Origin of the sequence: Bacteroides luhongzhouii, from assembly GCF_009193295.2 — a bacterium.
Taxonomy (GTDB): Bacteria; Bacteroidota; Bacteroidia; order Bacteroidales; family Bacteroidaceae; genus Bacteroides; species Bacteroides luhongzhouii.
Genome location: NZ_CP059973.1, coordinates 1,199,649 through 1,223,413, shown reverse-complemented (window position 1 = coordinate 1,223,413; position 23,765 = coordinate 1,199,649). Strand labels below are relative to the sequence as shown.

The 23,765-nt window shown below is 41.7% G+C and carries 14 protein-coding genes; 5 read left to right on the top strand and 9 right to left on the bottom strand.

Annotation, left to right across the window (positions count from 1 at the left end; genetic code table 11):
• Positions 1 to 307: 307 nt before the first annotated feature.
• Positions 308 to 835 (bottom strand): RNA methyltransferase, encoded by a 528-nt coding sequence (locus GD631_RS04465; RefSeq protein ID WP_032845842.1) that lies wholly within the window; start codon positions 833 to 835, stop codon positions 308 to 310.
• 501 nt (positions 836 to 1,336) lie between these two features.
• On the opposite strand from GD631_RS04465, the gene nadA reads away from it, so the two are divergent.
• On the top strand, positions 1,337 to 2,275 hold the full coding sequence (gene nadA / locus GD631_RS04460) for a quinolinate synthase NadA (protein WP_143258815.1): 939 nt from the start codon (positions 1,337 to 1,339) through the stop codon (positions 2,273 to 2,275).
• A 136-nt stretch (positions 2,276 to 2,411) separates the two neighbouring features.
• Here nadA and GD631_RS04455 read toward each other — a convergent pair whose 3' ends face one another.
• From GD631_RS04455 to leuS, 4 genes are all read right to left on the bottom strand, one after another.
• Entirely contained in the window at positions 2,412 to 3,254 is an 843-nt protein-coding gene (locus GD631_RS04455; protein WP_143258816.1) for an OmpA/MotB family protein, read from the bottom strand.
• A gap of 31 nt (positions 3,255 to 3,285) precedes the next feature.
• On the bottom strand, positions 3,286 to 3,867 hold the full coding sequence (locus GD631_RS04450) for a non-canonical purine NTP diphosphatase (protein ID WP_143258957.1): 582 nt from the start codon (positions 3,865 to 3,867) through the stop codon (positions 3,286 to 3,288).
• A 50-nt stretch (positions 3,868 to 3,917) separates the two neighbouring features.
• On the bottom strand, positions 3,918 to 4,835 hold the full coding sequence (locus GD631_RS04445; RefSeq protein WP_143258817.1) for a YitT family protein: 918 nt from the start codon (positions 4,833 to 4,835) through the stop codon (positions 3,918 to 3,920).
• A gap of 95 nt (positions 4,836 to 4,930) precedes the next feature.
• On the bottom strand, positions 4,931 to 7,765 hold the full coding sequence (leuS, locus tag GD631_RS04440) for a leucine--tRNA ligase (protein WP_143258818.1): 2,835 nt from the start codon (positions 7,763 to 7,765) through the stop codon (positions 4,931 to 4,933).
• A 734-nt stretch (positions 7,766 to 8,499) separates the two neighbouring features.
• On the opposite strand from leuS, the gene GD631_RS04435 reads away from it, so the two are divergent.
• Positions 8,500 to 11,070, top strand: a complete 2,571-nt coding sequence (locus tag GD631_RS04435) for a family 78 glycoside hydrolase catalytic domain (RefSeq protein ID WP_143258819.1) — start codon at positions 8,500 to 8,502, stop codon at positions 11,068 to 11,070.
• A 226-nt stretch (positions 11,071 to 11,296) separates the two neighbouring features.
• Here the strand turns inward: GD631_RS04435 and GD631_RS04430 are convergent, their stop codons facing one another.
• A complete protein-coding gene (locus GD631_RS04430) occupies positions 11,297 to 13,048 on the bottom strand; it encodes an AAA family ATPase (protein ID WP_143258820.1) in 1,752 nt (583 codons plus the stop codon).
• Positions 13,049 to 13,178: 130 nt separating this feature from the next.
• Here GD631_RS04430 and GD631_RS04425 point away from each other — a divergent pair, with 130 nt between their 5' ends.
• The gene (locus GD631_RS04425) at positions 13,179 to 14,054 is read left to right on the top strand and encodes a DMT family transporter (protein WP_143258821.1); all 876 of its coding nucleotides are present in this window, start codon (positions 13,179 to 13,181) and stop codon (positions 14,052 to 14,054) included.
• 73 nt (positions 14,055 to 14,127) lie between these two features.
• On the opposite strand, the gene GD631_RS04420 is transcribed toward GD631_RS04425, so the two are convergent.
• The 3 genes from GD631_RS04420 to GD631_RS04410 are packed head-to-tail and all read right to left on the bottom strand — an operon-like array spanning position 14,128 to position 18,646.
• The gene (locus GD631_RS04420) at positions 14,128 to 15,264 is read right to left on the bottom strand and encodes an alkaline phosphatase (RefSeq protein ID WP_143258822.1); all 1,137 of its coding nucleotides are present in this window, start codon (positions 15,262 to 15,264) and stop codon (positions 14,128 to 14,130) included.
• 13 nt (positions 15,265 to 15,277) lie between these two features.
• The gene (locus tag GD631_RS04415; protein ID WP_143258823.1) at positions 15,278 to 16,381 is read right to left on the bottom strand and encodes a metallophosphoesterase family protein; all 1,104 of its coding nucleotides are present in this window, start codon (positions 16,379 to 16,381) and stop codon (positions 15,278 to 15,280) included.
• Positions 16,382 to 16,387: 6 nt separating this feature from the next.
• Positions 16,388 to 18,646: a GH92 family glycosyl hydrolase gene (locus GD631_RS04410; RefSeq protein WP_143258824.1), complete on the bottom strand. Its 2,259-nt coding sequence runs from the start codon at positions 18,644 to 18,646 to the stop codon at positions 16,388 to 16,390.
• 230 nt (positions 18,647 to 18,876) lie between these two features.
• Between GD631_RS04410 and GD631_RS04405 the strand changes: the two genes are divergently transcribed.
• Together GD631_RS04405 and GD631_RS04400 are read left to right on the top strand one after the other, a co-directional pair.
• Complete coding sequence (locus GD631_RS04405) at positions 18,877 to 22,068, top strand: SusC/RagA family TonB-linked outer membrane protein (protein WP_143258825.1); 3,192 nt, start codon at positions 18,877 to 18,879, stop codon at positions 22,066 to 22,068.
• A 12-nt stretch (positions 22,069 to 22,080) separates the two neighbouring features.
• On the top strand, positions 22,081 to 23,763 hold the full coding sequence (locus tag GD631_RS04400) for a SusD/RagB family nutrient-binding outer membrane lipoprotein (protein WP_143258826.1): 1,683 nt from the start codon (positions 22,081 to 22,083) through the stop codon (positions 23,761 to 23,763).
• Positions 23,764 to 23,765: the final 2 nt, after the last annotated feature.

The window sequence follows — 23,765 nt, the reverse complement described above, 5'->3', positions numbered from 1 at the left end:
GCAGGTAAAGATAAACTAATGGAACGTGTAGTGTTAGTGTTGATAGTGACTTATCCCCCGACTTTACTAACTCCGGTTAATAAAGTCGGGGGATAACCTTTCTTATTCTCGATTGACCAATATTTATTCCGCTTTTACAGGACGTACATAAGCAATATGCAAGTAGTATCTATATCTCCTGCAAAGAGCACTATTACATCACTTGGATTCTATACTTATGAACAATTATATATATATTGATTATAAGCAAATTAACTACATTATCCACCAGTTATCAACCATTTATTAACCAATGGGGGATAAGCTGCTAGCGTAGCTTTTTGAATAAATCCCAGATTACAATACCGGTAGTTACGGAAACATTCAACGAATGTTTTGTACCGTATTGAGGAATCTCTATACAACCATCCGAATGGTTAATAACCTCCTGCTGTACCCCTTTCACTTCGTTTCCCATAACGATAGCGTACTTCTTGGTTTTATCCAGCTGGAGTTCATCAAGCATAATACTTCCTTCCACCTGTTCTACAGAATAAACGATATACCCTTCGTTTTTGAGGTTATCAACAGCATCAACAGCGTTATTAACATACTTCCAGTCGACAGTGAACTCTGCACCTAGCGCAGTCTTATGCATTTCAGGGTGTGGCGGAGTAGCTGTTATACCACACAGATAGATACATTCAATACGGAAAGCATCCGAAGTACGGAACACAGAACCTATATTGTGCAAACTACGAATATCATCCAACACTACTACCAGAGGCAGTTTTTCAACCTGTTTAAACTCTTCGGCACTGATACGGTTCAGCTCTGTTATTTTCAGTTTACGCATACGTCTTTTCTTTTATTATGTTCTTGTCCACAAAGGTAATTCTTTTCAGTTAACAAGGTGTTGATAACGGTTTAAAACCTGTCAAAACTATCGGCAAAGATTTTGAAAAATAATTCTTGCATTATTCAAAAGAAGGTATAAGAGGACTTCATTATGAACATTCCAAAAAACTAACCCAAAACTTTCTACACAGACATAAACATATTTTTCAGCACTTATCTGCCTGTTTATATCCATAAAGTTTTTAACTTTGCACTTTATCAACAGGGAGTTAATAGCAAACTTCCATTTGATGACATTTAACGATGCTTTCATTGATAATGAAGCAAGTAGGATAGGATATCTTGTCCTTTACATCAGTTCATAACCGACTCATAAAGCAGAAGTATGGACTAATAACTTATCCGACAAGAAAAATCGTATTTATTTGCTAACATTATTAACAGGCTATCATTACTAACAAAGGATTTTTTTTAAAAGGAAAGAAATAAGAATATTATTATGAATGAACTCATAAAGGCTATTAACGAGCTAAAGAAAGAAAAGAATGCAATCATTCTGGGCCACTACTACCAGAAGGGTGAGATACAGGACATCGCCGATTACGTTGGCGACAGTTTGGCATTGGCTCAATGGGCTGCCAAGACGGAAGCGGATATTATTGTGATGTGTGGCGTTCACTTTATGGGGGAAACGGCAAAGGTGCTTTGTCCGGACAAGAAAGTACTGGTGCCCGACATGGAAGCAGGTTGTTCGTTGGCAGACAGTTGTCCGGCGGATCAGTTTGCACAGTTTGTCAAAGAGCACCCGGGATACACCGTTATTTCGTACGTCAACACGACAGCTGCCGTGAAAGCAGTGACAGATGTGGTGGTGACTTCCACCAATGCGAAGCAAATTGTGGAAAGCTTCCCCAAAGATGAGAAAATAATCTTTGGCCCGGATAGGAATTTGGGTAATTATATCAACTCAGTTACGAACAGGAATATGCTTCTTTGGGATGGAGCTTGTCATGTACATGAACAGTTCTCGGTTGAAAAGATGGTGGAATTGAAAGCGCAGCACCCGGAAGCGTTGGTGTTGGCACATCCCGAGTGTAAGAGTACGGTATTGAAACTGGCTGATGTAGTAGGCTCTACAGCTGCTTTGTTGAAGTATGCCGTGAACCATCCCGAAAATACGTATATTGTGGCTACCGAATCGGGGATCTTGCATGAGATGCAGAAAAAGTGTCCGCAGACAACGTTTATTCCTGCTCCTCCGAACGATAGTACGTGCGGATGTAACGAGTGTAGCTTCATGCGGTTGAATACGTTAGAGAAGCTCTATGAGTGTCTGAAGAATGAAGCCCCGGAAATAACGGTAGATCCGGAGGTGGCTAAGAAGGCAGTGAAGCCGATTCAGCGGATGCTGGATATTTCGGCTAAGTTGGGATTATAAAGAAATTTGATTTCTATTGTTGTTCTTGAATGAATAACAGTTAGGAATTGTCTTAAAATAATTCAATTTTTTAAAGATAAAAAAATCCTCCCAGTTTATTAACCGAGAGGATTTTTTATTGTTGATTATTGAATTTTTACTTGGATTCTTCCGAGCTTTGAAGCATCTGGAACAACTTATCCAGTTTCGGAGCCATGATAATCTCCGTACGGCGATTCTTACTTCTGCCTTCTGCTGTTTCGTTGTCATCAACAGGCATATATTCACCGCGGCCGCTAGGCTGAATCTGCAAAGGATTTACATTGTAATTCTTGATGAGGATACGAACTACGGAAGTGGCACGGATCACACTTAAATCCCAGTTATCCTTGAATTGTACAGTATTGATCGGTTTGTTGTCCGTATGTCCTTCGATAAATACGTCGATATCCGTCTGTTTGTTCAATACTTCGGCCAGTTTACCGAGAGCTTCCTCTCCACGTTTGTCCAAGCGGGCACTTCCTGACTGAAATAATAATTTGTCGGACATCGCTACATATACTTTTCCGTCTTTCTCGCGAACGGTCAGCTCGTCGGTGCTAAAACCAAGTAATGCGTCTTTTACATTACTCAAGAGATTCTGTACCTTATCATTCTGCGCCTTAATCATGTCCTGCAATTCATTGATCGTGCGTTCTCTTTCGTTCAGCTCATTTTTCTTTTGGCTCAACAGCGCATTCAGTTTTTCCTGTTCAGTCATGTTGACATTCAACATACTCTGATACTGGCGGATACTGTTCCCCATTTGGGTCGTATCACGCAAGAGGTTTTTGACTTGTGCCGATAGCTGGTTACCAACTTCGCGAGAGTTATTCAACAACTCTTGCAGACTATCTTTGCTTGCGGTAGCTGCCATCTCTGCAAGCAGGAACTTCTTTTTTGTTACACACGAAGTACACAATAGGAGCGTAACTAAAGTAAATAAAGTAATTTTCTTCATTGTGTTTTATATTTTAAGTGGGTATGTATAATCAGCTTTGCAGAAACTCACAAAGTTTCTGTACAGCCAGTGCACGATGGCTGATTTGGTTTTTTATATCATTTCCCAATTCGGCAAAAGTACGGTCGTAACCTTCAGGCTTGAATACAGGATCGTAGCCAAATCCGGAATCACCGCGTTTTTCTTTGATTATTTCGCCTTTTATCACTCCTTCAAAGAGGTATTCCTTTCCGTCCAGTATCAACGAAATAGCGGTGCGGAATTGAGCTTTACGGTTTTCCTTTCCTTCCAGTTCGTGAAGAAGTTTGAACATATTAGCTTGGGCGTCGTGTCCTTCACCTCCTGCATAGCGAGCAGAATAGACTCCGGGAGCTCCGTTCAAGGCTTCCACTTCCAATCCCGTATCATCGGCAAAACAATCCAGATGATAGTTTTTATAGATATAGGAAGATTTTAATAGCGCATTTCCTTCCAGTGTTTCAGCTGTTTCGGGAATATCCGTTTGGCAACCGATATCATTGAGGCTTAGTAATTCTACTTGATTTCCCAGGATAGCGGCTACTTCTTCCAGTTTATGAGCATTATTGGTAGCAAATACAAGTTTGCGTTTCATCATCTTATTTTTTGTTTTAACAAGGTTGTTCAATACTTATCAACCGGTTACTATTTCACTTTTAGCTTATCGAATCCTTCGCCGTACACACCGATAACAGAACTTTGAGAGATAAAAGCATTCGGGTCAATGCGTTTTACCAAACGGAAAATTTCGAGTGACTGACGTTTCTTGGCAAGTACTACCAACACTTTCACATTGTTTTTACTGTACCATCCCGTACCGTCGAGTACCGTTACTCCCCGGTCAGCGTCTTTGATAATACGGTCGGCTATTTCATCATATTTCTTAGAAAAGATGAAGAATTGAACTGATTGACGGGCACTGTTGATAATCCAGTCGAGCACAACACCAATAATAAACAAGGTGACAAAACCGAAAATAACCCGGCGCCAATCATGGAATACAAAGTAACAGGAACTGATAATGAATACATCACAAATCATAATCATTCGTCCGAGCGATACGTCTTTGTATTTATTGACGATGGCTGCGATAATATCTGTTCCACCCGTACTTCCATTGTAGTTGAAAGTGATGCCAAGGCCTACACCACACATGGCTGCACCGATAATACAAGCCATGAAGTCCTGTCCTGTACCGAGCAACAGCGGTTTACCGTCCGGCGTCATATCCGGTGCTTCCACATAATTGTTCACCACCAACTGGAATAACCAAAGCAGAAAAGTCAGCGTAAAAATAGCGTAAGTAGTTTTTATACTGAATTTCGGACCCAATATCCGGATGGCAAAGGTCATCAGAACTGCATTGATAATGAAGTATGACCATTGGATTGGGAATCCTGTTGCATAATAGATAATAGCTCCGATACCGGTAGTTCCTCCGGTAGTTATCTGATAAGGTAACAGGAATGCAGCCCATCCCAAAGAATAGCTTATCAATCCGAGAGTGATATAGATGTAATCTTTCACTTCTCTCATTACTTCCGCTTTTGTTAATTTATGCATAGGATTTGTGATTATGTTAGGCACGGATTACACGGATTTCGTGGTTCTGATTAACTCTAAACCGTGTTATCCGCGTAATCCGTGCCTAATTTGTTTTATACTACAACGTTTACAATCTTTTTCGGAACGACAATGATCTTTTTCGGAGTCTTGCCATCAATCCACTTCTGCGAACGTTCGTCGGCCAATACTGCTGCCTGGATAGCGTCCGAAGCTTCATCTGCTGCAAATTCCATATTGAAACGTGCCTTTCCGTTGAAAGAGATGGTATAGTTGATAGTATCTTCTTTCAGATATTCTTCGTTGTATGCAGGCCATTGGGCGTCGCATACGGAAGTTTCGTGTCCCAATACATCCCACAACTCTTCGCAGACATGCGGAGCGAAGGGAGCGAGAGTGATAACGAGCTGTTCCAGAATCTCTTTTTTGCTACATTTCAGGTTGAAGAGTTCGTTTACGCAAATCATGAATGCGCTGATAGATGTATTGTAAGAGAACTGTTCAATATCACCTGTCACCTTCTTGATTAATTTATGAAGGCTCTTCAATTCTTCTTTCGTTGCAGGTTCGTCTGTTACCAAATATTCGTCTGTACGGCTGTAGAACAATGACCAGAATTTACGGATAAAACGGTGTACACCGTCGATTCCGTTTGTATCCCATGGCTTGGACTGTTCTACCGGACCAAGGAACATTTCGTACATACGAAGTGTGTCTGCACCGTATTTCTCAACAATCATATCCGGATTAACCACGTTGAACATGGATTTACTCATCTTTTCAACTGCCCATCCGCAAACATATTTCCCGTCTTCGAGGATAAATTCGGCTGTTTTATATTCAGGACGCCATGCTTTGAATGCTTCCAGATCCAAAATATCATTAGATACGATATTTACATCCACATGGATAGGAGTAACTTCGTACTGATCTTTCAGGTTCAGCGAAACGAAAGTATTGGTATCTTTGATACGATATACAAAGTTGCTGCGGCCTTGAATCATTCCTTGGTTTACCAACTTTTGAAATGGTTCTTCCATTACAGACACACCCATATCATACAAAAATTTATTCCAGAAACGAGAATAAATCAAGTGGCCTGTTGCATGTTCGGTACCACCTACATATAGGTCTACATTTTTCCAGTACTGGTCAATTTTCGGATCAACTAATGCCTGATGATTATGCGGGTCCATGTAGCGGAGATAATAAGCCGAAGAACCGGCGAATCCCGGCATTGTGTTCAACTCCAACGGGAAGACGGTTACATGGTCAATCTTCTCATTTTCTACGACACATTTGTTTACTGTATCCCAAGCCCATTTAGTTGCGTGTCCCAATGGAGGCTCACCTGTTTCGGTAGGCAGGAATTTAGCGACTTCCGGAAGTTCTAGCGGCAGGCTGGCTTCGTCAATCATATAAGGCATTCCATCTTTGTAGTAAACAGGGAATGGCTCACCCCAGTAACGTTGGCGTGAGAAGATGGCGTCGCGCAGACGGTAGTTCACTTTCACACGGCCCAGATTATGCTCTTTTACATATTTCTTGGTCGTTTCTATCGCTTCTTTGATGGTCAGTCCGTTCAATGAAAGATCACAGTAAGGAGTGACATCCGGACGCGGAGAATTGCAAACAATACCTTCTTTTGCATCAAAACTTTCTTCGCTTACATCACAACCTTCCACCAACGGACGGATTTCCAATCCGAAATGTTTGGCAAATGCATAGTCGCGGCTATCATGAGCAGGTACAGCCATAATAGCTCCTGTTCCGTATCCGGCCAGTACGTAATCGCTGATCCATATGGGCACTGCTTCGCCTGTGAACGGGTTGATAGCATATGAACCACTGAACACACCGGTAACACTACGATCGGCGATGCGTTCACGTTCCGTACGTTTTTTGGTACGGTCGAGGTAGGCGTCTACTTCTGCTTTTTGTTCAGGAGTCGTTAATTGTGCCACCAATTCACTTTCCGGAGCCAATACCATAAAGGTAACACCGAACATGGTATCTGCACGAGTGGTGAAAATAGTGAATTCGAGATCACTGTCTTTTACTTTGAATTGCACTTCAGCACCTTCCGAACGTCCGATCCAGTTTCTTTGGGTTTCTTTCAGAGAATCTGTCCATTCGATCGTGTTTAATCCGTCAAGCAAACGTTGTGCATACGCAGATACACGCAAACACCATTGGCGCATTTTCTTCTGAATAACAGGATAACCACCACGTTCGCTGACTCCGTCAACTACCTCATCGTTAGCCAATACTGTTCCTAATTCGGCACACCAGTTTACCATTGTTTCGCCCAGATAAGCGATACGATAGTTCATCAGGATTTCTTGCTTTTCTTTTTCGTTTTTGGCGTTCCATTCTTCGGCTGTGAAACTGATATCTTCGCTGCAAGCGGCATTGAGTCCTTTGTTTCCGTAGATGGCGAAGGCTTTTTCCAGTTCTTCGATAGGACGGGCTTCCTGTTCATCGTTGCAATAATAGCTGTTGAACATTTTTTGGAAGGCCCATTGCGTCCAATGATAATATTCCGGGTCGCAAGTACGGATTTCACGATTCCAGTCGAAAGAGAAACCTATTTTATCCAACTGCTCGCGGTAGCGGTTGATATTGTTGACGGTAGTGATGGCAGGATGCTGTCCGGTTTGGATGGCATACTGTTCTGCCGGCAGACCGTAAGCGTCATATCCCATCGGATTGAGTACATTGAAGCCTTGCAGTCGTTTGTAACGGGCGTAAATATCCGAAGCAATGTATCCCAGCGGATGACCTACGTGTAGGCCGGCTCCTGATGGATAAGGAAACATGTTTAGTACATAAAATTTTTGCTTCGAATCATCTTCCGTAACTTGGTAGGTTTTCTCTTCTACCCACCTTTTCTGCCACTTCTTTTCAATTTCTCTGAAATTGTACTCCATAGTGATAAAGTTTTTATTTATAGTGATTTATACTGTTATTTCTAATTCGAGGCACAAATTTACGTGTTTATTTTCAGATAACCACGCTTTCCCTATTGACTTTCTTGTTTTTATTTTGTATATTTGAGGTCAATAATAATAAAGAAATAGCAATGAAATATATAAATTTTATTACATAAAGTTCAATAGGTTAATATGCGAATTGCATAACGAGGATAACGAATGGGCAAGAAACTGTGAAGGTTCTTGCCTATTTTTGTTGCAATAATTCTATTTCAGGTATTGAAAGTGTTAAAAAAGAGTCTATAATAAATTAGGATACCGTTTATAATAAACCTTTTCATTATTTATTAAAAACTTGAATAGAGTTTATTCAATTGCGAGGTTTTTGTGTAAAGAAGAAAGAATGATTGCAATGAATAACCGGCATCTTCTTTTCTTCTTTGATAAATAATTCCTACAATATACTAAATGGATGTGTTAATTATATTATTTTACAATATTTCATTGTTTTGCTTGATAATCGATCATTTAACGTAGAAAGCTCCTGCTGTCTGTTCAATCGGATCGGACTTATGAGTCAGCTCCAGATTGAACAGAAACCATCGTTGAGTCAAAAAAAATGCAGAAATCGTCTGTCATATCATATAATTCTGTAATTTTGTTGTGCAAGTCCCATAAAACTAAACAGCATTTCAAAGTTAATCTTTTAATACTAAAAAATACATATAAGTATGAAAATGAATCTCCATTGTTTTGCGAATCTTATCCCGATAATGATTCTCGTGCTTTTCTCGCATAGCGGACTGATAAACGCAACCGAAGTCGGAAAACGTACTGACGCATTGGAAGCATCAGCCTGGAACGAATCCAAATGGATTTCCGCAGTAGATGCCCCTGTAGTGAAAGGACATAACAACGGTCGCGCAGCCGATGGCGCAAGTTGGTTCGTGTCCACCGTGAAAAACGAACAGAAAATTGTCTCCGCCAAGTGGATGACCGCTGGACTGGGAGTTTACGAGTTGTATGTGAATGGGAAACCCGTAGGCGGGGAATTTCTGAAACCGGGCTTTACACATTATGCGAAGACCAAACGTTCTTTCACCTATGATATTACAGATATCATCCGTACTAAGCCAAACGCCGAGAACATGCTCTCCGTACAGGTGACGCCGGGATGGTGGGGTGACAAAATTATAACCCCCGGAGGATATGACGGCATGATAGGCAAGAAATGTGCCTTTCGTGGTGTATTGGAACTGACTTTTTCTGACGGAAGCAAGAAGCGCTACGGTACTGATCTTAAAAACTGGAAAGCCGGAATTGCCGGTCCGGTGAAACATGCCGGTATCTTTGATGGAGAAGAATACGATGCACGCGAACCGATGGGCTACGAATGTGTGGACAAACTCTCCACACCCGAAGAGAATACCGAATTCTCTGGCGACATCCTGCCTTCGGACGGAGCGGAAGTCTATCTGCGTACAGATCTCGCCCTCGCTCCTGTCAAAGCATACGTTTGGAAGAATGTAGAAGGAGCGAAGGAGAATGAATTCGGTAAGGTGATTATCGCCCGTGAGTTCGCATCGGGTACAGAGATGACCGTAAGCCCGGGAGAGACGTTAGTGGTGGACTTCGGACAAAACTGTGCCGGCGTACCCTCTTTCGTATTCAAAGCCGCCGAGGGAACAGTGTTGACCTGTCTTCCCGCAGAGCTGCTCAATGATGGCAATGGTGCCAAGATTCGTGGGATGGATGGTCCGGAAGGAAGCTGCCATCGCGAAAACCTGCGCATCCCCCACACCGGTATCCGTCTGGATTACACCTTTGCTGGCGGAGATAACTATGTGGCCTATTATCCCCGTTGCACCTTCTTCGGTTACCGCTACGTCTCCATTACTGCCACCGGAAATGTCGCCATCAAGTCGTTGAAGTCCATCCCCGTCACTTCCATCACAAAGGAACTGGAGACCGGCACTATCACCACAGGCAACGACCTTGTGAACAAGCTCATCTCCAACACTTATTGGGGGCAGTTATCCAACTACCTGTCCATACCCACCGACTGTCCGCAGCGCGACGAGCGTCTGGGTTGGACAGCAGACACACAAGTGTTCGCAGAAACCGGTACTTTTTTTGCGAACACCATGAAGTTCTTTCACAAGTGGATGCGTGACATGCGTGACACCCAGAACAGTTTGGGCGGATTTCCCGGAGTGGCTCCCTTGGCACAATACGGCGATGAGAAAATGCGTTTGGGTTGGGCTGATGCCGGAATCATCGTGCCCTGGACGGTATGGAAGCAATTCGATGACACGAAAATCATCGAGGAGAACTGGAACGCCATGGACCTGTTTATGAACCACATCAACGACACCAAGTATAACCACGAGACCCTCTGCAGCGAGAACGGCAACTACCAATGGGCTGACTGGTTGAGCTACGAACCGCTGGAAAGTTGTAGCGGACTGGCTTTCTCTCCCCAAGGTCCGCTCCCTGATGCCGTCAGCTATTGGAACTATTTAAGCGCTTCCTACTGGGTGATAGATGCTTTCATGATGCGAGACATGGCTACCGCCACCGGTCGCAATGCCGCCAAGTACCAGCAAATGGCTGATTCGGCAAAGGCATACATCAAAGAGAACTTCCTCAACGAAGACGGCACCTTCAAAACCGCCATCCTCAACACTATGCAAACTCCTGCCTTGTTCGCCCTGAAGAACCAGCTTGTGGAAGGCGAAGCCAAAGCGAAGATGATAGACCGTCTGCGCGAAAACTTCATACAACACGACCTTTGCTTGCAGACCGGATTCTTGGGCACATCCATCCTCATGGCCACCCTCACGGAGAATGGCATGGAAGACATTGCCTATGAACTACTCTTCCAACGTAAGAACCCAAGCTGGTTGTACTCTGTGGACAATGGAGCCACCACCATCTGGGAACGGTGGAACAGCTATATGATAGACAAGGGAATGGGACCGCGCGGCATGAACAGCTTCAATCATTATGCCTACGGATGCGTATGTGAATGGATTTGGGAAACCGTTGCCGGCATCGCAGCCGATCCCGCCACTCCCGGCTTCAAACATATCATCATGAAGCCTATTCCAGATAAACGACTGGGACACGTGACTGCCGAATATCGTTCCGCCGCCGGACTCATCAAGAGTGCCTGGAAATACGAGGGCGACACCTGGATTTGGGAATTCACTATTCCTAAGGGTGTTACCGCTACCGTAACCCTTCCCGGAGAGATGAAGTCAAAGAACTATGGAAGTGGAACTTACAAGGTGACCAAATAAAGTATATAGTTGAGATAGTTTTTCATGTAGAAATTGATATTAAGGAGATGTGTCGAAACTCTCTTTTTAACGTGATTACCCTCATTACAGATAGCTGTGATGAGGGTAATTCTTTATTTTATAAAGGTTTTAACATACCTTCTTTTCTCTTGTTTTGGCAAACATTCATATTGTTAGCTTATTTGTTTTTTGCATAATGCGCTTGTCATGCGAGTTACTTTTTGTTTTAAACCTCTTCGCATATCGGCATATCCATTCCTTTGTACACAACCACAATCTTATGAAGTTGTGTAGTGCCGACTGCTCTCTTCACCGTATCAGTGTCAGCATAGCGATTGGCTTGGGCAATAGCTTCCAGTCGCAGTTCTTCTACGCGGCTTTCGGGGTCTTTATACTTGGCATACTTCAGCTCCACAATGTAGCTGTGCTTCATGTCGGAATAGATATCCAGTAGCGGACAAAGGAAAATGTCGACATAGCCTGCCTGTGTGTCCTGTTCGGAAATGGGACGGTAGAAACGGTTTTGTGCCGTCATGGCAAGCGTGAAGCCATGAACGAAAAATTCTCCTTTCTGCTTGTCGCGCTGGGAGGTGTAACGTTTCAGACAGTCGGCAATATAATCGAAATAGGCTTTCCAGTCACCTCGGTAGGCAAGAGCGCTGGCAAGTTCGTTCTTTTCGTAACTGCTGAAATTGAGTTCGGCTTCGTTGTAGGTACTTAGCAGATAGGTGTAGATTTGTTCGCGGACTACCTGGTTGGGGATAGTGAGTTTAGTTTTTCCTTCATACGTGCCGCTAATGGTGAGCATACCGAAATAGTAGAGTAGGCTTACAAAGTTGTCGGGATTGGTGATATTGACGGCTGGAAAACCTTTTTTCAGTTCTCCGGTGACGTAACCTTCGCTCACCAATGTTTGTATGATGGAGGCATCATGGGCAAACTCTTTGTCCTTCCGGATGAGCATACGTAATTTTTCGTAGTCGATACGGATATTGTCTTCTACCATATCCCGGGGGGCTTTGCCTCGTTGAATATAATTCTTGACGAAGTAGAGCACCATGTTGGAGTTGTACATAGTAGTTTCACCATAACATTCTTCTGCAAAACAGTAGTTGTCATACCAGGGTTTTATTATTTCTATCAGTTCGTCCACACTGTGGTTGAATGGACTGGTGGTGGAATAGTAAGTGAGCATTTGGCGCACTTCTTCTTCTGTGAAACCTATCATCTCGTTAAATTCCGGTGTGAGCGAGTAGTTGGTTCCGATGTTGAAACCGCTTGTGAGGTGGTCCATTGTCACGGGGCTTACGCCGGTGATGAAACAACGCTCGATGCTGGAATAGGTTCCGGCTTTTATTTTATTGAAGAAGGCACGCAGATAACCTTCGCCATGTGTTTCGTCCGTATAGCGGTGCAGGCTTTCTATATCCGAGAGGATGGCATTGGTGAAATGGTCGTATTCGTCAATAAAGAGGTAAATTCTCTGTCCGACACGTGCACATACCTGGTAGAGAAAGTCCAGTTGCTCCACTGCTCCTTCTTTTGTCCGCAATTCTTCTACCGTATCTTGTGGCAGGTAGTCGGTATATATTTTGCAAAAGTTCTCAAAGGTGGTGCCACAATGTGCATCCAAGCCCTTGCGGTAGTTGTGCAGTTCACCGACTATTCCGGAGAAGTTGAGATACAGCACCAGATAGCTGTTCCGGTCAGGTGTAGGGTGCTTTCCGATGTAAAGGTCGCCAAACAGCGCTTCGAACTTATCCTTGGCAAGTATATCATAATAGTGCTGCAACATATTTACTGTGAGACTTTTGCCGAAACGGCGCGGGCGAATAAAGAAGAAAAACTTGTCCGCCTCTTCTATCATGGGTATAAACCGGGTTTTGTCCACATAATAACAGTCGTCGCGGCGGATTACTGCAAAGTTCATCATGCCGTATGGGATACGTTTCCTGTCCGGTGCTATATATTTTTCCATAACTTATACCTTATTTTAGGAGCTTTCTTTGAACATAAACAAAGGTACGGGCTTTTTGTTACTTCTCCAAACAAACATTCCATAACTTCTCGCTATCTTTGCACTCTATTAAACAAACATCACCATCACTATGGAATTGAAGCATGGATATTACCATCTGATTGCGATACTTGTAGTTGCCATCTGGGGATTGACTTTTATATCAACCAAAGTTCTGATTAATCACGGATTGACCCCTCAGGAGATATTCTTTTATCGTTTTCTCATTGCTTATCTGGGCATTTGGGTGATTTCTCCCAAACGTCTGTTTACGAGTAACTGGAAAGACGAACTTTGGTTGATGGCAGGAGGTTTCTTCGGTGGTTCGCTCTATTTCTTTACAGAGAATACAGCTTTGGGCATCACGCAAGCATCCAATGTCGCTTTCATCATTTGCACAGCTCCTTTGCTTACTACCATTCTTTCCCTTCTCTTTTATAAGAGTGAAAAAGCCACCAAAGGTTTGATTTATGGTTCCATATTAGCTTTAATCGGGGTGGGACTGGTGGTCTTCAACGGTAGTTTTGTACTTAAATTATCTCCGGTAGGGGATTTGCTTACTTTACTTGCCGCTCTGTCATGGGCATTTTATAGTTTGGTAATAAAGAAAATGACAGGGCGTTATCCTACCCTGTTTATTACCCGTAAGATATTCTTTTATGGGGTATTGACCATACTTCCCGCCTTTTTTCTTCATCCGCTGCAACCGGACTTTGATGTACTTTTAAAACCGATTGTATTATCCAATCTCTTATTTCTAGCTGTTCTGGCTTCCTTGATATGTTATGTCCTTTGGAATGTGGTCTTAAAACAGTTGGGAACCGTCAGGGCTTCCAACTATATTTATTTGAATCCGCTTGTCACAATGGTGGCTTCGGTACTCATTCTTCACGAACAAATAACGTGGATTACATTGTTGGGGGCTGGTTGCATTATATTTGGAGTCTATCAGGCAGAAAAGAAATAAGAAAGAATTTCTTATTTTCATATAGAAGAAACTCTTTCTTATTTCAGTTTGAATGACAGATCTGTTTTATATCTTATTTAGCGAGTAATTGGAAAATTTTATTGCTTACGTCGCTGTTTTCCTGAACACCGCCAAAAAGCTTGGATTGTGGACCGTATGCAAACAGTGGAACCATGATTGGTGTATGTCCTTTAGATACAAACATTGCTTTCATTTTGCCTTCTTTTATGTTTCCGTCACGTAAAGCTAATGCTCCGGTTTCATGATCAGCTGAAATAATCACTAATGTATTTCCATCTTTTTCTGCAAATCTGATGGCGGCTTCTACTGCTTTATCAAAGTCCAATACTTCACGGACAACTGCCGAATAATCATTACTGTGCGCACTTTTATCTATTCGGGCACCTTCTACCATTAAGAAGAAACCGTTAGTACTCCTGTTCGAAAGATAGTCAATAGCCATTTGGGTGGTAGACGGAAGGAAATCTCCTCGATTTTCGTTTACAGAAGCCGTTTTGCTCTTTGTGGGTAAATATCCCAGTTTTTTAGATTTCTTGATAGCTTTGTCATTCGGTTCCTCTATGATGGTGAACTCTTTTTTGATTTCCTTTTGAACGTTTGGTGCTTGTTTTTCAAATAGTTCATAACTACCGGCAGAAAAGAATGTCAGCTTACTGTTAGAAAGATCCGCCCAAATTTCTTTAGACATTCCACGTTCCGGTTGGTGAGCAAAGAAAGCTGCAGGGGTGGCTCCGTCAAGATTGTCAGTAGTAACGATTCCTGAAATGTAGCCATAACCGGATAACTTTTCGGGTAGGTTTGGAATAACCTGGTTATTTTCATCCATTCCGAGTGCTCCGTTTTTAGTTTTCTTTCCGGTTGAGTAAGCTGTACCGGAAGCTGCTGAATCTGTTGTAAACTTGTTGGCGGATTGTGTTCTGACGAAACCGCATGTTTTTAAATTAGTGATAGTAAGCTGTCCTTGATTAGCATACATTCCTGAACAGATATGTGCCAGTCCCATGCCGTCGCCTATCATTAAAATAACATTCTTGACAGGTTTGTCGGTAGCATCCATTTCAAATGAAGGAACATACGAACTTTGTGGATTTTCGTTCTTAAAATCTCCTTTGACGATTTCTTGTGCTGATAGATTATAGCAAAAGAATAAGGAAAGAATAAATAAGTGAATTTTAAATTTTACATTCATGGCTAATATGTTTTTAATTAGAAGTAAGTAATTCGGATATGTTGACTGTATCGTATGGCTTTTCTCCAAATGCGGCATAATATTCTAATTGCATCTGGTTGTTTTCTTTGTCAATAGAAAGGATGCCGTAGCCCGGTAAATCCATTTGTTTGAAAAAACGGATATGGGGAGTTTCTTTATCAATCCATTCCATACGCTGTTGTAGAGTAGAAGGTTGCCATTGTGGGTGTGCCGTTACAAATTCAGGACCATAGTCTGTAACTACATTTTTCGGAACCGGCATATTTTTATCTTTGATGACACTGTTGACGAGAATCTGAACGATAGGTCCCCAAGGAGTGTCTCGACAGACAACGGAGTATAGATGTAGATGTGCACAGAGCACGATTGCTTGTTGACTGGCAATGATCTGCAGTAATTGTTCCCTCTTGGCATTGTCTTGTCGGAATACATGCCAGCATCTTTCGTTTACCGGAATCACAGGCTCGTGTAACATGACAAACTTGTAAGTTGCCTTCGAATCGGCTAGTGACTTTTCTAATTGTTGTAGCCCTTCCGGATTCCGATCCCATGGATCATAACACACAAATAATGCATCATCAAGAGTAGTAGTGTAATTGGCTGACTGTAAGGATGGATGTCCTGCCAATCTTGCCATATTGGGTAAGTATACTTTTTCAAAAGCTTCTTTAGCCCCTGGCCCTGTGATATCATGATTACCTTTAGTCATAATAAAAGGTACTTTCAGATTCATTTTGTTGACAGCTTTAAAGGCACTGTTAGCCATCTGTATTGCTTTTTGTGGAGAACCGGCCAATCCTTCTGACAAGTCCCCCATTTGCAGAACGGCTTTTATTGACGGTTGGTGTTTTTGAACTTTCCCGTTGATTATCCGGGAGAATTCCGGCCATGTATTTTTCGTGAATACTGAATATTCTTTGGTAACTTGGCGCAGATCATCCGGTTTGGTGGATAACCATTCCATATCGTGATCTTCCAATAAATCATAGTGTATATCTCCCAACAAGAGAAATGAAACTTCTTTTTCATTTTGCTCTTGGGAGTATGATTGCAGAGAAGTCAAAAGCGATAAAAGGACAAATAATATTTTATTCATATTCTGTTATTTATTCATTTCAAAAGAAGGGGGCACACTGTCTGCCGCCCAATTCTTATTGGGAGTGTTTCCCATTGTAAATTCCAGTTTGCCGCCATTCATCAGTTCTTTATGTTCGAACCAGGACTGGTTCCAATCTTTGCCATTTAATTTGGCTGATTGGATATATTTATTTGTCGGCGAATAGTTGTGCGCAATGACTTCGAATGATTTGCCCGCTCCTGTTTCAATAACTGCTCTTTCAAACATAGGAGTTCCGATGACATAAATAGGCAAACCAGGAGTAATAGGATAGAAACCTAGCATGGAGAAGACTACAAATGCTGACATTCCTCCGCCATCTTCGTCGCCCGGGAGTCCCATCAGGTCATTTCTAAACCATTCATCGAGCAATGTCCTTACTCTTTTTTGGGTTCTCCAAGGCTCTCCTATATAGTTGTACAGATAAGGAATGTGCATACTGGGTTCATTAGCCATTGAAAATTGACCTACATTACCCGTATGGTCCGGTAATTGCGCATAAAATACATATTTGGCTTCGCCCAATGGGGTGTTATACATCGTTTCAAGATTATTTCTGAATGCTTCTTTCCCTCCCATCAGTTCAATTAAATCAGCAATATTATGAGGTACATCCCACCGGTATATCCAGCCGTTATTCTCTCCGTAGGCTTCACGGGCACCCAGTCCGCCGGCAGTGGCATAATCAAAGGGTTCTATAAATTCACCCTTTGCATTCTTAGGATGGAAGAATTTTGTTTCAGGGTTGAAAATATTCCGATAGTTTTTACTCCCTTGTAGAAAGTAGTTATAGTCTTTCTCATATCCAAGTTGTTTGGCTATTTGTGCCAGACACCATTCATCGTAAGATGTACCTAGAGTGACGGCTACCGGTTGGCGTTTTTCAAATGGGTGTACTTCGCCGGCTGTTTCTTGTTCTCCCGGTGCCAATGCCGGTAAATATCCGTTTTCCCAATAGAATTTTGTAATTTCACCTCCCTTTATGCCTGACCACGGAGCTAATGTTTTTTCAGTGATACCAAGTTTACAAGCTTCGTAAGCGGCTGATAAATCAAAGTTACGGATTCCTTTTATATATGAATCGATAACAGTGGCTACACCGTGATTGGAATTCATTCTACGACTGTCTCCCGTAACTTCAGGAAATGTAGGCATCCAGTTATGTTCCATTTGCTGTGCCATTCTGATAAAAGACTGAATCATGTCAGCTTCCATTTGTGGTTCGATGATAACACGTAAGGGGTGGACGGCTCTATACGTGTCCCAAATCCAATCGTCGGTATAAAAAGGAACAGAATCTTTGTGGATACTATTGTCGAAAGCACTGTAATAGCGATTGTCTTCCGAAAGGCAAATCATCCGTTCGTAAGTCCGGTAGAGGGAAGTATAGAATATTGCTTTTGCATTTTCGTCTATTCCTTCCACTTTGATTTTATTTAATGTTTGGTTCCAGATGTTTTTGGCAATGTTCATTTGGTTTTCCACATCATAATCTTTTATTTCCCGCTGTAGGTTGGCCTTTGCTTGCTTTTCATCAATGAAGGAAATGCCGTAGCGAACTTTGATTGTTTTTATATCTGTTGAATATAGGAGAGCGATACCCACATTCTTACCTTTAATGGCAGCATGGTCGTGGTTTATTTCTTCTTTGCTGACAGTCATCGTTTTTTCCGGCAGTGCAGAAGTCTCCATATAAACATATACTTTGGTTTGATGATCTATGTTCTGATAGCCGGAAATGGTATTCTCCGTAGTTTTAAGCTCACCGTTGGTAGTACTAAGTATTAAATAAGGAGCATCGTTTTTCCGGAAACTTAGTTCATAGATTCCTGCCTGGTGGGCGGGAGCGAATTTAGTGGAAACTTCTTCTTCTTCAAAATAGGAAGAATAGGAATAGGGTTTTATCACTTCATTATCATAACAATAGTAATATACCGGTTGTAATCCGCTTTCTGCTCCTTGATAAAAAGACAGGCTGAATGCTGACTTTCCCCGATGCGAGGTGACAATGACCGGTAAGCCTTTTATTTTATCAGAAGTGTAATCTGCTCTTTCCGGATAGATGCGGAGCATGCTATTGGGAAGATGGACAGTTGGGTAAGTAGGAACTAACAAATGACTGATATTCCCCATATAAGGATTTACATAGTCAACCGGAGTTAACACTACCTCTTGTTTGTTGCTGCATCCATTGACGATTAAAATCATTAACAGTACTAACGGAATGAATTTTCTCTTGTACATAAACAGATTCTTTTATTTTTCGATGGTTTTAATTAGATTTGCTGTAAATATATGGTAGTTTGATTAATGAAAGCTTAATGTAACCTTAAAATCTATCTGCTACAAATATTTTTTTGTAAACTCCCGCCATTAAGAGAATATTAATCTAATATTAATCACTATAAAATATCTTTGGTTCATCTTTAATGCATTAATCAATACTGTATTTTTTAATTTAATAACTAAGTATTATGAAAAACTATTTCCTATTCTTATTCTTTATAGTAATAAGTGTATCGGGTTATGCGCAAGGAAAGCGTATAACGGGTAAAGTGACAGATGCTGCGGATGGAATGCCTATCATAGGAGCTACGGTGGTGGCTGTTGATCCGGATGGTAAGACGAACGCTAAATCGGTAGGTACAATTACCGATATAAATGGTACGTTTACACTTAATGTGCCTAATGGATGTCAAGAATTGAAATTTTCGTATGTCGGAATGGAGACAAAAACGGTCAAAATTATCGGTTTGACTCATATAAATGTATCTTTGGCCAGCACGGCGAAGGCTCTTGATGAAGTGGTCGTTACGGCTCTCGGAGTGACGCGTGAAGCTAAGAGTCTTAATTATTCACGGCAGAGTGTAAATGCGGAAGCCTTGGCAGAGAATAGTAGTGGCAATCTGATATCTTCTCTTTCTGGTAAGGTGGCGGGGGTTACCATTACTCCTCCGGGAACGAGCAATGGTAGTGCGCGTATTGTTATTCGCGGAACAAGCTCACTGACAGAAAACTCACAGCCTGTATTCGTGATTGATGGCATGATTATTGAAAACGAACCGGGTGATACAAGTGTGACTGTTGATGGTGGTACAGGTTCTACCGACCTTGGTAATCCGGTAGCGGATATCAATCCGGATGATATTGAAAGTATTGAAATCCTGAAGGGACCGAATGCAGCTGCACTTTATGGTTCGCGTGCAGCACAGGGGGTTGTATTGGTGACAACTAAACGTTCGAGCACATTCGAAAAAACAAAAGTATCTTATAGCGGAAATTTTCAATTTGAAAAAGTGAATCAGTTTTTAGATTATCAGAATGGTTGGGGAACGGGAGAAAACTCTTATTTGCTTGACCACAAACTGACGCTTCAACCTAATGGTAACAGGCTACAGACAGATTTACCGAATTTCAGTGGTTATAATTCTTCTGCAGGTGCTAAATTGCGTAGCTGGGGAGCACCTTTGTGGGATCAGGTTATCTATGGGCATGATGGTGTGCTTACCACTCATTCTTCACATCCGGACAATGTGAAGGATTTCTATGAAACTGCCCATCGGTACACACATACGTTGGCTGTGGAAGGTGGTTCGAAAAAGAATAATTATCGCGTATCTTATACAAGAAGTAAGGGGAATAGTGTGGTACACGGTATCAATGAAAGCTTTAAAGATATATTCAATCTCCGGTTGATGAATACGATTACCAAATGGATGACTTTAGATTCTAAAATGACTTACTCGCATGAGAAGGTGGATAACCGTCAATATATGAACGGTTCGGATAAGAATCCTATATATGCGTTTGTTACTCTTCCTCGTTCGCTTTCTATTGATGTATTGAAACATTATAAGGATGAAAATGGAAATGAAATGATTCCGATTGGTGAACGTGGTTATAATCCGTATTGGAATATTTATGAAAATACAAACTCTGACACGCGTGACAGGGTGAGCGGATCGATGAATCTGGAAATAAAATTACTTCCGGGCTTGAAGGCGGTAGGTAAGGCCGGACTGGATGCTTATTGGTGGAAGGGAATGGAGTTCTTTAACTTGGGTGCACGTAGTGATGTGGACGGTGGCATGAAGAACTGGATTAATAACAGTACTTCTACTAATTTTGAAGCATTATTGATGTATAATAAAACATTTCATAAGATATCAGTCAATGCCATTGCCGGTATTAGCCGATATGAACGTAACTCGGAGAAAAGAACGGAAAGCGTGAATAGCATATTGGTTCCTGATTTCAAAAATATTTCTAACTCGAATGAGTATCCTAGTGTTTCTCAGCTGCAATCTAAGAAGATAATCCGTTCTGCCTACGGTTCGTTGTCATTAGGTTACAATAGTTATATCTATTTGGATGTAACGGCCCGCAATGACTGGTCGTCTACTTTACCACTGGATAATTGCTCTTATTTTTATCCTTCTTTTGGTGCTACGTTTATTTTTACCGATGCGTTTAAAATCAAATCATCTATTTTGTCGTTCGGTAAGATTCGTGCTTCTTTTGCTTATGCCGGTTCTGACACAGATCCATATCGGATTAATCAAACCTATAAGTTGGGTAGCATTTATAATGGTTCACCTCTGCAAACCATCAGCACAACTTTGAATAATGACCAACTTTTGCCGGAACGTAACCGCTCTTTGGAACTTGGAGCTGATCTCCGTTTTTTCCATAATCGTTTGGGTGTAGATGTAACTTATTATCGTTCGGATGCCTATGATCTGATAACGAAAGTTGCGTTACCTGTACCTAGTGGTTACAGTTATAAGTTTTTGAACACAGGTCATGTGCGTAATCAAGGATGGGAAGTTGTGTTATCTGCCACTCCGGTCAAGACCAAACTGTTTGAATGGAATGCGAATATCAACTGGGCGCGTAATCGGTCGAAAGTGATAAAGGTGGTGGACGGAAATCCCAATGTGCAATTATTGAAATCAAGTAATGTCAGCATTATGCTGGAAGAAGGTATGCCTTATGGAGTCATTCGGGGACGTGCTTGGAAACGTGATGACCAGGGACGTAAATTAGTCGATTCTTCAGGTAAAATATTGGTAACGGATAATACGCAGTATTTGGGTTGTGCCGAGCCGAAATGGACGGGAAGTTTTGGAAGCAATTTCAGAATTCAGAATTTTACAGTTAGTTTCCTGTTTGATGCACGTATTGGAGGAACTCTTTATTCGGGAACATGGAATAGAGCGACAACAGCCGGTGTTGTTGCCGAATCTGCCGAAGGACGTGAAGGATACTATTTGAGTAATGTGATTTATGGTGAGAGTAGTGCGAAGGCAACTTCCGGTTATCAATATCCGGATGCTTATTTTGAAGACGGAACGCCCTGTCTCTTGTTTGTCAAACCTAATAACCGCTATGCCAGTTTTGATGAAAGGTCTGTATTTGATGCTTCCTATATTAAATTCCGTGAACTTTCTGTTGCCTACAGTCTTCCGAAGTCTGTCATAAAGAAATTGCCGATTAGTGGTCTACGACTGGCTGTGGTAGGACGTAATTTGGCTATTCTTCATCAAAACACTCCTAAAGGCATAGATCCGGAGGCTTCTTCTTCATCAGGAAATGCTCAAGGTATAGAATATGGAGGAATGCCGCCCGTGACTTCTGTCGGATTTGATATTAAACTAACCTTCTAAAGATAGAATATTATGAAACAGATTAAAATATTATTAGCCGGTTTTGCGGCAATGGCCATTTCTTTCGTTTCGTGTACGAATGACTTTGAATCTGCCAATGCCAATCCCAATGAACTTAATGAGATTAATCCAGAATATTTGTTCAATACGAGTTCTTATTATACGCTGAATGCTTTTTGCGGAAGCATGAAAAAAGTGTTGTTGGCCAACTATAGCCATTATTATGGTGGAGCTACCGGTGGACAGGTGCAACGGTATGGAAATCAAGGTTCAACCAATGATTCATATTGGAAGAATGTATATAATTATGCGATTTTTCCTGTTCACTTTATACAAACGCAAATGGGAAATGACGAGCAATATCACAATCGTGTACTTATTGCTAAAATATGGGAAAACTATCTTTTCTCACAAGCCGTTTCTATTTGGGGAGGTATTCCCAAAAGTCAGGCTTTTAATGCTGCAGAAAGAGTGCCTTACGATAAAGAATCGGATATTTATTATGCTATGCTGAATGATCTGAAAGTATGTGCCGACGGGTTGAAGATGGATGGAGATGTTTATAAAAAAGACCCTATTTTTCCTTCAGGCCAGAAATCCAGTGACTTGTTGAAATGGAAGAAGTTTGCCAATTCACTACGTTTGCGTTTGGCGGTACGTATTTGTAATGCCGACCGCTCGAAAGCGACTGAAGTGATTGATGAACTTATGGAAAATGAACAGAACTTGATGACAAGTAACGAAGATAATTGTCTTTTGCAATGGGGAGATAACGCAGATACAAGAAATTATTTTTATGATTATCTGGTCATCAACCGTGAAAGTAATTTGGATAAGCTTCACTCTGCCGGTGAATCGATTCTGATGTATATGGCTCCCTATGCTGATCCGCGGTTGGAGAAGTTTTTCACTCCTGCCAATGCTGCTTCTATGCCTGATAACTTCCATTGGGCACCTTATTGGGGACAACCGAAAGTTTCTAATTTGCCTTCGGGAGTCAGCTTGTCTCCCAATCCGCACAGTGGAAAAACGGCGGATGATTACTCTCAATTACAGGATAAATTCACGGAGCAAAGTTATGCAGAAGTAATTATGAATTATGCAGAAGTGTGCCTGTTGAAAAGTGAATTGGTTCATAAAGGTCTGGGAAGTGGTTCGCAGACAGCCGAAGCTTATTACAATGCGGGTGTGAACGCTTCAATGGCTCAATACGACATAGACGGTGTGAAAGTAAATAATTATCTTCAGACTCCGGGAATTAAATGGAATACATTGACAGATCTGACGGTTACAGAAGAAGGTGAAGATTATTATAAAGATTTTATCGGCATTGTATCTTCCGCTATTACATCTGATGAACCTGATCCGATTTATCGCCAGATTATCATGCAGCAATATATAGCCATGTTTTATCAATCGCTGGATGCGTGGACACTGATTCGCCGTAGCCAAGTATTGGAATTCCCACCGCATTTCCAACCGGAGACCGGATATGGTGCTGTGAATGCCGGCACCAAGGATAATCCTTACGCTTATATTCCTCAGCGATTGGTATATCCCGATAGCGAGAAAACAAACAATGAATATGAATTGACGAAAGGTATTGCGAATCTCGATGGTGGACAAGATGCCATGTCGACTAAGTTATGGTTTGCATTGCCGACTAAGACTAACCCTTATTTGACGAATAATTAAAA